Genomic DNA, 13245 nt, shown 5'->3' with positions numbered 1-13245 from the left:
CGATGAACGATCCCACCCCGCTCGACCGCCTGTCCGCCGAACTCGACGCCGAGATGACGCGCGTGAACGCCCTGATCCGCGAGCGGATGGCCAGCCGCCACGCGCCCCGCATCCCCGAGGTCACGGCGCATCTGGTCGAGGCCGGCGGCAAGCGGCTGCGGCCGATGCTGACGCTCGCGGCCGCGAAGGCGCTCGGCTACCAGGGCGAGGACCACATCCGCCTCGCGGCGACGGTGGAGTTCCTGCATACCGCGACGCTGCTTCACGACGACGTGGTGGACGAGAGCAGCAAGCGGCGGGGGCGGCCGACGGCGAATCTGCTCTGGGACAACAAGTCGAGCGTGCTGGTCGGAGACTACCTCTTCGCCCGCAGCTTCCAGCTGATGACCGAGACCGGCAGCCTGCGCGTGCTCGACATCCTCGCCGATGCCTCCGCCGTGATCGCCGAGGGCGAGGTGCTGCAGCTGACCGCGGCGCAGGATCTGTCCACCAGCGAAGCGACCTATCTTCAGGTCGTGCGCGGCAAGACCGCGGCGCTCTTCGCCGCCGCGGCCGAGGTCGGCGGCGTGATCGCGGGCGGCAGCGAGGCGCAGGTCGATGCGCTGCGGACCTATGGCGACGCCCTGGGGATCGCCTTCCAGATCGTGGACGACCTGCTCGACTACGGCGGCAGCGCCGCGGTGATCGGCAAGGAGGTCGGCGACGATTTCCGCGAGCGCAAGCTGACCCTGCCGGTCATCAAGGCCGTCGCGCGCGCCAGTGACGAGGAGCGCGCCTTCTGGTCGCGGGTGATCGAGGCCGGCGACCAGCGTGGCGGCGACCTGCAGCACGCGATTGCGCTGCTGGCGCGCCACGGCGCGATGGAGGCAGCCCGCGCCGACGCCCTCGACTGGGCCGGGCAGGCCCGCGACGCTCTGGGCGCCCTGCCGGACACGCCCCTGCGGCGGATGCTGGCTGACCTTTCGGGCTTCGTGGTCGAGCGGATCGCCTGAGGCGGACACGCGGGCGGCGGTCCGCCGCTCTCCTCCGGTCACGCTTCGGTGCGCGCGGTTTCCAATAGCCGCGGCTTTGCTGTAACTTCGCGTTTTGACGAGCCGCGCGAGACGGCCGGGGCAGGACGAGCAGATGAAGAAACCCAGCGGATCGCCGCGGCGCCTGACCGCCGATCGACGCATCGTAACCGAGCCCCCGCCCGAATCGCCCCGCAAGCCGAGGCGGCGGGCGAAGGCGCGGCCGGCGCGTCGCGGCAACTGGCTGGTGCGCAGCGTCACGGGGGGAATCTCGCTGGTCTGGCGCGTCCTCTGGGGCTCGTTCTGGCGGCTCGGGCTGGTGATGCTGCTGATTCTGAGCACCGCCACGGCGTTTTACTACGCGGACCTCCCCGAGGCGGCGGAGCTGTTCGACGGCCGCGCCCGCGGCTCGGTCACGATGATGGACACCGACGGGCGGACCTTCGCTTGGCGCGGCGAGACCTTCGGCATGGTTACCTCCGACAAGATCGCGCCCGTCCTGCGCGAGGCGGTGATCGCGACCGAGGACCGGCGGTTCTACATCCACCCCGGCATCGACCCGCGCGGCATCGCCTCGGCCATCCGCATCAACCTCTCCGAGGGCCGCGGCCCGCTGGAGGGGCATGGCGGCTCGACCATCACCCAGCAGGTCTCGAAGCTGCTCTGCCTCGGCGAGGAGTTCGACCCGACCCGTTGGGAGAGCGAATCGGCCTTCGAAGCCGAGTGCCGGACCTCGTCGCTCTGGCGCAAGGTCAAGGAAGTGCCCTTCTCGCTCGCCCTGGAGATCAAGTACTCCAAGGACGACATCCTCAACATCTACATGAACCGCAGTTATCTCGGCGGCGGCGCGCGCGGCTTCGAGGCCGCTTCGCAGCGTTATTTCGACAAGCCGGCGCTCGAGGTGTCGCTGCCGGAGGCGGCGATGCTGGCCGGGCTGCTGCAGGCGCCCTCCTATTACGCGCCGACCGGCAACATCCAGCGGTCGCAGAACCGCGCCAACGTGGTCCTCGCGCTGATGCGCGAGCAGGGCTACATCAACGAACCCGAGCTCGAGGCGGCGCGCGCCAACCCGGCGCAGCTGTCGCGCGCCGCCGCCGCGCGGTCCGGCGGCTATTTCGCCGACTGGCTGATGGAAAGCGGGCCGGGCTTCCTCACCTCCGAGACGACCGAGGACGTGGTCATCCGCACCACCTTCGACCAGCGGGTGCAGCGCGCGGCCGAGCGTGCGATGAACCAGATCTTCGCCGAGAAGGTGAAGGAAGGCTCGGCCGCGCAGGCGGCGGTAGTCGTGATGAGCGCCGACGGCGCGGTGCGCGCGATGATCGGCGGGCGCACCAACACCGAGGACGGCACCTTCAACCGCGCGACCCAGGCCCGCCGCCAGCCCGGCTCGGCCTTCAAGCCCTTCGTCTTCGCCGCGGCGCTCGACCAAGGCTACTCGCCCGATTCGATCGTGCTGGACGGACCGCTGACCATCAACATCCCCGGCTCCGGCCCCTGGTCGCCGCAGAACTACACCCGCCGCTATCTGGGCGAGATCACGCTGACCCGGGCGCTGTCGCAGTCGATCAACACCGCGACCATCCGCTTGCAGGAGGCCGCGGGCCGCGAGAACGTGCGCCGCGTGGCCGAGGATTTCGGCTTCGGCGGCGACATGACGCACTCGCCCTCGCTGGGCCTCGGCGCCTCCGAATCGACGCTGCTCGAGATGACCGGCGCCTATGCCGGCATCCGCAACGGCGGCACCGCCGTGCGCCCCTACGGCATGGTCGAGGTGCGCCTGAAGAGCGACGACACGCCGCTGATCGGCCAGTCGGGCGGCATGGGCCGGCGGGTGATCTCGCAGAAGGCGGCCGGCGAGTTGATCGGCATGATGCGGCAGGTGATCGAGGGCGGCACCGGCGGCCGGGCGAAGCTGCCGGGGCGCGACGCCGCGGGCAAGACCGGCACCACCTCCTCCTACCGCGATGCCTGGTTCATCGGGTTCACCGATCAATACGTTACCGGCGTCTGGATGGGCTATGATGACAACACGCCGCTGACCGGCGTCACCGGCGGCGGGCTGCCGGCCGAGATGTGGCAGGCGGTCATGGCCGAGATCCACGAGGGCCTGCCCAATGTGGCGCTCGGGACCGACTTCCCCGAGGGCGTGGGCGCGACGCAGATCACGCCGGTGGCGATGGAGGGTGGCGACCCGCTCGCGGCCGCGCTCGGTCAGGTGCTGGGCGCGCCCGCGGGCGACCCGATGCAGGCGGCGCTGGGCGAGGCGATGGGCGCGCCAGCGACGCCGGGCCGCATCGTCAGCAACGGGCCGGAGGGACAGGCCTCCCCGGTGGCGCCGCAGGGCGGGGCCGATCCGCTGGCGGCGGCCTTGGGACAGGCGATGGGCAGCAACTGACGCGCGTCAACCGCGCGTAAAGATTCCGGCGCTAGCCTCGGCCCGACGACTCGGCCCGACGCGGCGCTGCAATGGACATGGAAGGGCGAGATGACACTCACGCCTCAGCGACACGGATGGGCCGAGCTTTCGGCCGCGCGCGGCCAGTCATGGCCGCTGCTGGCGGCTGTCGGGCTGTTCTCGGTGGCGGTGAACCTGCTGATGCTCACCGGGCCGCTCTTCATGATGCAGGTCTATGACCGGGTGCTGACCAGCCGCTCGGTGCCGACGCTGGCGGCGCTCTTTGCGCTCGTCACCGCGCTGTTCGTGCTGATGGGGGCGATCGACCTCGCCCGCAGCCGGGTGATGACCCGCGTCGGCGCCCGCCTGCAGGAGCGGCTGGAGCCGCGGGTCTTCGATGCCGCGTTGCGCGAGGGCGGGGCCGCGCCGGACTCGGCCGTCCTGCAGGGCGGCATGCGCGACCTCGATTCGGTGCAGCGGCTGGTCGGCTCGCCGCTGCTGCTGGCGCTGTTCGACCTGCCGTTCGCGCCGCTCTTCATGGCGGCGGTGTTCCTGCTGCATCCGATCCTCGGCCTCGTGGCGCTGGCGGGGCTCGTGGTGCTGGTCCTGACGACGCTGGCGAACCAGCTTTTCAGCCGCAAGCCGCTGCAGCAGGCCATGCGCTACGGCAAGGCGGCCGAGCGGATGGGCGATCTCTATCGCGACGCGGGAGAGCTTGTGGGCGCACTCGGCATGCGCGGTGCGGCGCATGCGCGGTGGAAGGCCGCGCGCGACGTCTCGGCGGTCGCGGCGGTCAGCGGCGCCGACCGGGCGGCGGGCTTCACCGTCTTCTCGCGCACCTTCCGCCTCTTTTTGCAAAGCGCGCTGCTCGCCGCCGGGGCCTGGCTGGTCCTGCGGGCCCAGCTGACGCCCGGCGCCATGATCGCCGCCTCGATCCTGATGGGCCGGGCGCTCGCGCCGGTGGACCAGGTGGTCGGCGGCTGGGCCTCGGTCCAGGCGGCTCAGGATGGCTGGCGGCGGCTCGCCGGGCTGCTCTCGCGCCGTCCCCCGCTCGCGCCCCGCACCGCGCTCCCCCGTCCCGAGGCGAAGCTGGAGGTGAGCCAGCTCTCGGTCGTGCCGCCCGGCCAGAACCTCGCCACGCTACGCGGCGTCAGCTTCGCGCTCGGCCCGGGCCAGGCGCTCGGCGTGATCGGCGCTTCCGGCGCGGGCAAGACGACGCTCGCCAAGGCGCTGATCGGCGCCTGGACCCCCGCCGCGGGCACCATCCGCCTCGGCGGCGCGACGCTCGACCAGTACGACCCGGACGTTCTGGGCCAGCTGATCGGCTACCTGCCGCAGCAGGTCACGCTGTTCGACGGCACCATCGCCGAGAACATCGCCCGCCTCTCGACCAAGCCGGACGCTGCGCGCGTCGTGGCCGCGGCGACGGCGGCCAACGCCCACCGCATGATCCTCGAGCTGCCCGAGGGTTACGACACTCTCGTCTCGCAGACCGGCGGGCGCCTCTCGGGCGGGCAGATCCAGCGCATCGGCCTCGCTCGGGCGCTCTATGCCGACCCGGTGCTGTTCGTCCTCGACGAGCCGAACTCGAACCTTGACAACGAAGGCTCCGAGGCGCTGAACCGCGCCATCCGCGCGATCAAGGCGCGGGGCGGCGCGGTCATCATCATGGCGCACCGGCCCGCCGCCATCAATGAATGCGAGCTCCTGCTGATGCTGGAGGGCGGCGTGCGCCGCGCCTTCGGCCCGCGCGAGGAGGTGCTGAAGGCGGTGGTGCGCAACGCGGGCGAGATCCAGCGGGCGGGCAGCGCCGGGACGGGTGTGGCATGAGCGACAAGGATCTCACGGCAGGCACCGACGCGCCCGCCTATCGCGTCACCGGCGTCACCGGCACCGCCTATTCGCCCGGCCGCACCGGCCAGCCGAACGGCGCGCCGCCGCCCGCGCGCGAGGCCGAGGCGCCGCGCGATCCGACGCCGCTCCGCCCCGAGCCGCCGCCGCCCCCGCGCCGGTGGTCAGCGCGTGGCGGCCTGCTGCTCGGCTTCATGGGCCTCCTGCTCCTCGTCGGGGCCCTGGGCGGATGGGCCTGGGGCGCGCGCATCGGCGGGGCCGTGGTCGCCCAGGGGCAGGTCGAGGTCGAGCTTCACCGGCAGGTCGTCCAGCACCCCGATGGCGGCGTGGTCGACGCGATCCTGGTCCGCGAGGGCCAGACCGTCGAAGCCGGGCAGCCGCTGATCCGCCTCGACGGCGCGCTGCTCACGACCGAACGCTCGATCGTCGAGGGCCAGTATTTCGAGGTCATGGCCCGCCGCGGCCGGCTCGAGGCCGAACGCGCCGATGCCGAGACCCTCACCTTCCCCGCCCCTCTGGTGGATGCCGCGGCCACCGATCCCGACGCCGCCGAGCTGATGCAGGGCCAGACGGCGCTGTTCGAGGCCCGGCTCGACACGCTGCGGCAATCGCTCGACCAGCTCGACAAGCAGGCCGAGCAGATGCGGGCCCAGATCGAGGGGATCAACGCCCAGTCCGCCGCGCTGGCCGAGCAGCGCGAGCTGATCGGGCAGGAGCTGGGCGATGCCCAGACGCTGCTCGACAAGGGCCTCGCGCAGGCGCCTCGGGTGCTGGCGCTGCGGCGCGACGCGGCGGGCCTCGACGGCCGGCTGGGCGAGCTGGCGGCCAGCCGCGCGCAGGCCGAGGCACGCATCACCGAACTCGACATCGAGCAGTTGCGCCTCACCGCCACCCGCCGCGAGAACGCCGAGGCCGAGCTGCGCGATCTCGGCTATCGCGAGCTGGAACTGGCCGAGCGCCGCCGTTCCCTCGGCGAGCAGATCGCCCGGCTGGAGATCCGCGCCCCGGTCTCGGGCATCGTCCACCAGTTGCAGGTGACGACGCCGCGCTCGGTCATCCGCCCGGCCGATCCGATCCTGTTCCTCGTGCCGCAGGACCGCCCGCTGGTGATCGCGGCGCAAATCGCCACCATCGACATCGACGAGGTCCGCCCCGGCCAACCGGTGCGGCTGCGCTTCTCGGCCTTCGCCTCGCGCACCACGCCCGAGATCGAGGGCGTGCTGGAGCGGATCTCGGCCGATGCCGTGACCGACGAGCGCACGCAGATGCCCTATTATCGCGGCGAGGTCAGCATCCCCGAGGCGGAGCGCGCCAAGCTCGGCAACCTGGTCCTCGTCCCCGGCATGCCGGTCGAGGTCTATGTCCTGACCGGCGAGCGGCGGCCGATCGACTACCTCATGCAGCCGCTGTCCAACTACTTCGCCCGCGCCTTCCGCGAGAGCTGAGCCTCACCAGTGCGGCGGCCGCTGGTCGGCAATGGGGATCGTGCCGCCGGCATCCGCCTCGCGCTCGGCCTCGCGCTCGAGCAGCTGGCCCACCCGGCGCGAGAGGCGGGCGAGCTCGGCATCCTGCCGGGCCACGACCTCGGAGAGCTCCTCCACCGCCCGCAGCGCATGGGCGAGCGCCGCCTCGATCCGCTCCAGCCGCCCGTCCTTGTCCATGCCCGCCCCCTTCGCTAGACCGGCGCCCGACCAGACCGGAAGCCGCCATGCCGCCAAGCCAGAAAATCCGCCGCCCGCGGGCCGAGACGCCCAAGGGCTTCCGCGACTATTTCGGCGCCGAGGTGACCGGGCGCAAGGCGATGCTGGACCGTATCGCCGCGGTCTACCACCGGCACGGCTTCGACGCGCTCGAGACCGCGGGGGTCGAGACGGTCGAAGCCTTGGGAAAATTCCTGCCCGACACCGACCGCCCCAATGCCGGCGTCTTCGCCTGGCAGGAGGAGGCGGTGCCCGGCGGCGGCTCGGGCGACTGGCTGGCTTTGCGCTACGACCTGACGGCGCCGCTCGCCCGCGTCGCGGCGCAATATCGCAACGACCTGCCCTCGCCCTACCGGCGCTACGCGATGGGCCCGGTCTGGCGCAACGAGAAGCCGGGGCCGGGGCGCTTCCGGCAGTTCTACCAGTGCGACGCCGACACCGTCGGCAGCGCCTCTCCCGCCGCGGATGCCGAGATCATCGCCATGCTGGCCGAGGCGCTCGAGGCGGCCGGGATCGCGCCGGGCGACTATCTGGTGCGGATCAACCACCGCAAGGTGCTGAACGGGGTGCTGGAGGCGGTCGGCGTCGCGGGCGAGCGGGCCGCCGCGGTGCTGCGGACCATCGACAAGTTCGACAAGATCGGCGCCGAGGGGGTGCGGCAGCTGCTGACCGCCGGACGCCGCGATCAATCCGGGGCCGAGATCGAGGGCGTGGGCCTGACCGAGGCCGCCGCCGCGCCGGTGCTGGCCTTCCTGACCTCCAAGGGCGCTGACAACGCGGCGACGCTCGACAACCTGCGCATGGCCGTCGGCGGCTCGGCCTCCGGCGCGGAGGGCGTCGAGGAGCTGGCGACCATCGCCACCCTGCTCGCCGCGCTCGGACTTGGCCCGGATCGCGTCGTCATCGATCCCTCCATCGTCCGCGGCCTCGCCTATTACACCGGCCCGGTCTTCGAGGCGGAGCTCACCTTCGAGGTGCTGGACGACAAGGGCCGCCCGCGCCAGTTCGGCAGCGTGGCGGGCGGCGGGCGCTATGACGATCTGGTCGAACGCTTCACGGGCCAGAAGGTGCCGGCGACCGGCGTCTCGATCGGCGTGGACCGGCTGCTCGCGGCGCTGCGCGAGAAGGGGCTGGCGGGGGAGGACGAGGCCGGGCCGGTGGTCGTGACGGTCATGGATCGCGCGCGGATGGCCGATTACCTCGCCATGGCCGCCGAGTTGCAGGCGGCGGGCATCCGGGCCGAGGTCTATCTCGGCAACCCCAGGAACTTCGGCAACCAGCTCAAATATGCCGACCGCCGCCGCGCGCCGGTGGCGGTGATCGCGGGCGAGGACGAGGCGGCGCGCGGTGTCGTGCAGCTCAAGGACCTCGACCTCGGCGCGCGGCTCGCGGGCGAGATCACGCACGAGGAATGGCGCTCGCAGCCGGCGCAGACCGAGGTCGCGCGCACGGGCCTGGTCGAGGGCGTCCGCGCGATGCTCGAGCGCGCCGCCGCGCGCCGATGATCGCCAAGACTGCCAAGGCCCGCACCGGTCAGCGCCTGCTCGCCGCCTTCCGCGAGGCGGGCGCGGACGAGGTCTCGCCCGACGTGCTGCTGCCCGCCGACACCCTCCTCGACCTCTACGGCGAGGACATCCGCGCGCGGGCCTATGTCACGACCGATCCCCTGCGGGGCGAGGTGGCGCTCAGGCCCGACTTCACCGTGCCGGTGGTGCGGCTGCACATGCAGGACGGGGCCGATCCGGCGCGCTACTGCTATCTGGGCGAGGTGTTCCGCAAGCAGGATCCGGGCGAGGAGCGGCCCGCGGATCCGCGCGACAACGAATACCTGCAGGTCGGCTTCGAGGTGTTCGACCGCGACGTGGCCACCGCCGATGCCGAGGTCTTCGCGCTCTTTCACCGGCTGCTCGCGCCCCTGCGGCTGACGCCGGTGATGGGCGACATGGGCCTCGTGCGCGACGCCATCGCGGCGCTGCCGCTCGCGGCCCTGCGCCGGTCGGCGCTCCTGCATCACATCTGGCGGCCGGTCAGGTTCGAGCGGCTGCTGGCGCGCTTCTCGGCTCCCGTGCCACCGCGCCACCCGGCCCGTTCGGAGGCCCCCTGGACCGGGCGTCGCTCGCGCGAGGAGATGGAGGCCCGCCTCCTGCGCCTCAAGGTCGATTCGGCCGAACCCCCGCTCGCCCCCGACGCGGCCGAGGCGCTGCGTCGGCTGCTCGCCGTTGCCGGCCCCGCACCCGCGGCGCTGACTGACCTGCGCCGCCTCGCCGGCGACTGGCCCGGCATCGCCGAGGCGGTCGAGCGCCTTGCGCGCCGCCTGTCGCTGATCGCAGGGGCCGGCGTGCCCCTCGACGTGATCGGCTTCGACGCCAGCCACGGCCGCGGCACCATGGAATATTACGACGGCATGACCTTCAGCTTCCTCGCCCCCGGAAGAGCCGACTGGCCCCCGGTCGCCTCGGGTGGCCGCTACGACCTGCTGACCGCCGAACTCGGCCGCGGGGCGGCGATCCCGGCGGTCGGCGGCATCATCCGTCCCGGCCTCGTGGCGGAACTGGAGGCCGGGCGATGCTGAAGCTCGGCCTGCCGTCCAAGGGGCGGCTGATGGAGGAGAGCTTCGCCTGGTTCGCGGCGCGCGGCATCATGCTGGGCCGGGCGGGCGGCGCGCGCGAATATGCAGGGCGGGTCGAGGGCGCGGACGGGCTGTCGCTGGTCCTGCTCTCGGCCGGCGAGATCCCGCGCGAGCTGGCTTCGGGGCGGATCGACCTTGGCGTGACCGGCTCGGACCTCGTGCGCGAGCGGCTGGCGGGCTGGCGCTCGGACGTGGTGGAGCTTGCTCCGATGGGCTTTGGCCATGCCGATCTGGTCCTCGCGGTTCCGGCCTGCTGGCAGGATGTCGAGACCCTGGACGATTTCTCCGCCGTCACGCGGGACTTCCGCGCCACGCATGGCCACCGGCTGCGGATCGCGACGAAATACCACCGCCTCGTGCGCGCCTTCCTCGCCGAGAAGGGCGTCGCTGACTACCAGCTTGTGGACAGCCAGGGCGCGACGGAGGGGACGGTGGCGAACCACACGGCCGAGGCGATCGCCGACATCACCAGTTCCGGCGAGACGCTGCGCGCGAACCACCTCAAGGTGCTGCCCGACGGGCTGATCCATGCGAGCCAAGCGACGCTGTTTGCGAATCGCCGCATGGCCAAATCCGGCGACCCGGCCTTCGTGGCCCTCGCCGCGCGGCTGAACTGACTATTCCTGCGCCAGCTCCTCGGCCCGCATCGCCACCGATTCGGCCCGCGCCGCCCATTCGTTGAGCGCCTCCCGCAGTTCCGGCGGAAACACCGGGACCTCGACCCGCTGCGGGTTCGACTTGAGCCGGTTCAACTCGCGCTCGGCCGATGCCGCCCGATCCTCGAGCGCGGACATCCGGTCGGCGAGCATCAGCCCGGCGAGCAGCAGGAGCCGCGCCTCGGGCATCCTTCCGGCCTGCTCGAGGATCGCCTGCGCCTCGGCGTCGAGAAGGCCCGCGGCACGGCGCAGCAGCCGCTCCTCCCCCTCCTGCGAGGTGAGGGTGTATTGCTTGTGCCCGATGGTGAAATCGACCTCGGCCATCACCGCTCCTCCGCTTCGGGATCGGCCATCGGCGTGGCCTCCGCGGTCCGCGGCAGGCCGCCCTCGGGCAGCGAGGGCAGGTCGCCCGCCGCCTCCTCGTCCCCGGCCGGGCCGCCGTCCTGGCGCCCCGTCAGCGCCTCGAGCGCGCCGAGGACATCGCCAAGCTGCGCGATCTCGGCCGCGCGGGCGGCCTTCAGGGCCTCGATCTCGGCCTCGAGCGCGCGGCGGCTGGCATCCTCCCCCCCGCCCTGCCCGTCCAACGCCGCCATCAGCGCGCGGTTGGCCGCGATCAGTTCGTCATTCGCCGCGGCCAGCCGCGCCGCCTCGGAGGCGCCCTCCGCCGCGGGCGCAGGGGCTTCCGCCTCCCGCGCGCGGATCAGGTCGATGCTCCGGTCGATCCGGTCCAGCGCCGCGAGCAGGCGCCGTTCGCTGGCGGAGAGGTCGCTCATTGATCTGTCCTTCGTCCGTCCTGCCCGTTGTTGCATCCGCACCCCCGGCCTGACAAGAACCCCGCGCGGGAAAGCGCCGCAAACCGCGATCTGCGACGGCGCACAGGAGGACCCCATGCGCGAGGCGAGCGTCAGCCGGGCCACGGCCGAGACCGAGATCGAGGTCCGCGTGAACCTCGACGGCAGCGGCGCCTATGACAACCGGACCGGCGTCGGCTTCTTCGACCACATGCTCGACCAGCTGGCGCGGCATTCGCTCATCGACCTGACGGTGCGCGCGACGGGCGATCTGCACATCGACGACCACCACACGGTCGAGGACACCGGCATCGCCTTCGGGCAGGCGCTGGCACAGGCGCTGGGCGACAAGCGCGGCATCCGCCGCTACGGCAGTTTTCACCTCGCGATGGATGACGCGCTCCTCCGCGCGGCGCTCGACCTCTCGGGGCGGCCGTTTCTGGTGTGGAACGTGGACTTCCCGACCGCGAAGATCGGCGCATTCGACACCGAACTGGTTCGCGAGTTCTTCCAGGCCCTGGCCACGCATGGCGGCATCACCCTGCATGTGGACCGCCTGCACGGGCTGAACAGCCACCACATCGCCGAGGCCGCCTTCAAGGCCGTCGCCCGCGCGCTGCGCGAGGCAGTGGAGCCGGACCCGCGCATGGGCGGCGTGCTGCCCTCGACCAAGGGCGCCCTCTGATGCGGGTCGCGCTCATCGATTACGAGAGCGGCAACCTGCATTCGGCCGAAAAGGCCCTGGCGCTGACAGGGCGCGACCTGGGCGCGACAGTCGCGGTGACGGCCGATCCCGAGGCGGTGCGCCGCGCCGACCGGATCGTGCTGCCGGGCGACGGGGCGTTCCCGGCCTGCCGCGCCGCGCTCGACGCGGTGCCGGGGATGGTCGAGGCGATGCGCGATGCGGTGCTGGACCGGGGTGTGCCGTTCCTCGGCATCTGCGTCGGCATGCAGCTTCTGGCGACCACAGGGCACGAATACGAGGAGACGCCGGGCTTGGGCTGGATCGGCGGACATATCCGCCGGATCGAGCCCGCGGACCCGCGCCTCAAGGTGCCGCAGATGGGCTGGAACGACCTCGAGGTGCTGCACCCGCATCCGCTGCTGGAGGGCGTCGCGACCGGCGACCACGCCTATTTCGTCCACAGCTACCAGTTCCACCCCGACGACCCCGCGCATCTGCTGGCCCGGGTGGATTTCGGCGGGCCAGTGACGGCGGTGGTGGGGCGCGACAACATCGCGGGCTGCCAGTTCCACCCGGAGAAGTCGCAGGCCGCGGGGTTGCGGATACTCGGCAATTTCCTTCGCTGGGCGCCGTAGGGTGCGTGGTTTCCACGCACCGTCGCCCCCGGTGCGTGCAGAGCACGCACCCTACCCGCTCACGCGATCGGCCCCGCCAGAAACCGCTTCATGTCCGCCGCCAGCTTCACCGCATGGGTGGCCGGAATCCCGTGCGCGCCGCCGTCGTATTCGATCAGCTCCGCCCCCTTCACCAGCTTCGCCACCCGGTGCGCCGTGGCCCCGATGGGCACGGTTGCATCCTTCGTCCCATGGATCGCCAGCACCGGCACATTGATCGCCCCCATGTCGGCGGCGAAATCCGTGCGCCCGAACGCGTCCACGCAGTCGAGCGTCGCCTTCAGGCTCGCCTGCATCGCCATCTTCCAGCTCCAGTGCAGGATGCCGTCGCTCGCGCCGCCGCTCATCAGGCCGTTGCCGTAGAACGACGGGAAGAAGTCCTTGAAGAACTGCGCCCGGTCCTTGCGGATGCCGTCCTTCATGCCGTCGAAGACGTCGCCCGTGGCGCCATGCGGGTTCGCCTCGGACTTCAGCAGCCCCGGCGCGACCGAGGAGACGAAGATCGCCTGCCGCACGCCGCGGCCCTCGTGCCGACTCATGTAGCGCGCGACCTCGCCGCCGCCCATGGAGAAGCCGGCCAGCGTCGCGTCGCTGAGGCCCAGCTCGCGCATCACCGTGGCGAGGTCGTCGGCCAGCGTGTCGTAATCGTAGCCCGTCCACGGCTGGTCCGAGCGCCCGAAGCCGCGCCGGTCATAGGCCACGACGCGATAGCCCGCCTCGGCCAGCGGCACCGCCTGGTACTCCCAGGCATCGGACGAGAGCGGCCAGCCGTGAATCAGCACGACCGGGCGGCCCTGCCCCCAGTCCTTGACGTAGAGCGACGTTCCATCGGCGGCGGTGATGCGGGACAT

The 13245-nt window shown here is 72.2% G+C and carries 13 protein-coding genes; 9 read left to right on the top strand and 4 right to left on the bottom strand.

The window, feature by feature from the left end; translation table 11 throughout:
* Positions 1–2: 2 nt before the first annotated feature.
* From GI374_RS01405 to GI374_RS01390, 4 genes are all read left to right on the top strand, one after another.
* Complete coding sequence (locus GI374_RS01405) at positions 3–992, top strand: polyprenyl synthetase family protein (protein ID WP_154335222.1); 990 nt, start codon at positions 3–5, stop codon at positions 990–992.
* Between the two features lie 133 nt (positions 993–1125).
* Positions 1126–3408 carry a transglycosylase domain-containing protein gene (locus tag GI374_RS01400; RefSeq protein WP_154335221.1) on the top strand — a complete coding sequence of 761 codons (2283 nt, stop codon included), beginning with the start codon at positions 1126–1128 and terminating at the stop codon, positions 3406–3408.
* Between the two features lie 90 nt (positions 3409–3498).
* Positions 3499–5238: a type I secretion system permease/ATPase gene (locus GI374_RS01395; RefSeq protein WP_154335220.1), complete on the top strand. Its 1740-nt coding sequence runs from the start codon at positions 3499–3501 to the stop codon at positions 5236–5238.
* Between the two features lie 215 nt (positions 5239–5453).
* Entirely contained in the window at positions 5454–6704 is a 1251-nt protein-coding gene (locus GI374_RS01390; protein WP_154335575.1) for an HlyD family type I secretion periplasmic adaptor subunit, read from the top strand.
* Positions 6705–6707: 3 nt separating this feature from the next.
* On the opposite strand, the gene GI374_RS01385 is transcribed toward GI374_RS01390, so the two are convergent.
* The gene (locus tag GI374_RS01385) at positions 6708–6920 is read right to left on the bottom strand and encodes a SlyX family protein (RefSeq protein WP_154335219.1); all 213 of its coding nucleotides are present in this window, start codon (positions 6918–6920) and stop codon (positions 6708–6710) included.
* Between the two features lie 47 nt (positions 6921–6967).
* On the opposite strand from GI374_RS01385, the gene hisS reads away from it, so the two are divergent.
* From hisS to hisG, 3 genes are read left to right on the top strand one after another with little or no spacing between them, the layout of a single operon-like run.
* On the top strand, positions 6968–8464 hold the full coding sequence (hisS, locus tag GI374_RS01380; RefSeq protein ID WP_154335218.1) for a histidine--tRNA ligase: 1497 nt from the start codon (positions 6968–6970) through the stop codon (positions 8462–8464).
* The gene (locus GI374_RS01375) at positions 8461–9531 is read left to right on the top strand and encodes an ATP phosphoribosyltransferase regulatory subunit (RefSeq protein ID WP_154335217.1); all 1071 of its coding nucleotides are present in this window, start codon (positions 8461–8463) and stop codon (positions 9529–9531) included. Before hisS ends, GI374_RS01375 begins: the two co-directional genes overlap by 4 nt.
* The gene (gene hisG / locus GI374_RS01370) at positions 9525–10205 is read left to right on the top strand and encodes an ATP phosphoribosyltransferase (RefSeq protein WP_154335216.1); all 681 of its coding nucleotides are present in this window, start codon (positions 9525–9527) and stop codon (positions 10203–10205) included. Before GI374_RS01375 ends, hisG begins: the two co-directional genes overlap by 7 nt.
* Here hisG and zapA read toward each other — a convergent pair whose 3' ends face one another.
* Together zapA and GI374_RS01360 are read right to left on the bottom strand one after the other, a co-directional pair.
* Positions 10206–10568 carry a cell division protein ZapA gene (gene zapA / locus GI374_RS01365; protein ID WP_154335215.1) on the bottom strand — a complete coding sequence of 121 codons (363 nt, stop codon included), beginning with the start codon at positions 10566–10568 and terminating at the stop codon, positions 10206–10208.
* On the bottom strand, positions 10568–11017 hold the full coding sequence (locus GI374_RS01360; RefSeq protein WP_195759802.1) for a hypothetical protein: 450 nt from the start codon (positions 11015–11017) through the stop codon (positions 10568–10570). Before GI374_RS01360 ends, zapA begins: the two co-directional genes overlap by 1 nt.
* A gap of 115 nt (positions 11018–11132) precedes the next feature.
* On the opposite strand from GI374_RS01360, the gene hisB reads away from it, so the two are divergent.
* Both hisB and hisH read left to right on the top strand, forming a co-directional pair.
* Positions 11133–11720, top strand: a complete 588-nt coding sequence (hisB, locus tag GI374_RS01355) for an imidazoleglycerol-phosphate dehydratase HisB (RefSeq protein WP_154335214.1) — start codon at positions 11133–11135, stop codon at positions 11718–11720.
* The gene (gene hisH / locus GI374_RS01350) at positions 11720–12355 is read left to right on the top strand and encodes an imidazole glycerol phosphate synthase subunit HisH (RefSeq protein ID WP_154335213.1); all 636 of its coding nucleotides are present in this window, start codon (positions 11720–11722) and stop codon (positions 12353–12355) included. The genes hisB and hisH overlap by 1 nt, the downstream gene beginning before the upstream one ends.
* 59 nt (positions 12356–12414) lie before the next feature.
* Here hisH and GI374_RS01345 read toward each other — a convergent pair whose 3' ends face one another.
* Positions 12415–13245, bottom strand: a complete 831-nt coding sequence (locus GI374_RS01345) for an alpha/beta fold hydrolase (protein ID WP_154335212.1) — start codon at positions 13243–13245, stop codon at positions 12415–12417.

Source organism: Paracoccus sp. S-4012 (assembly GCF_009674885.1).
In the GTDB taxonomy this organism is placed as follows: domain Bacteria; phylum Pseudomonadota; class Alphaproteobacteria; order Rhodobacterales; family Rhodobacteraceae; genus Paracoccus.
The sequence above is the reverse complement of the archived record's forward strand: the minus strand, read 5'-3'. Positions and strand labels throughout refer to the sequence as shown.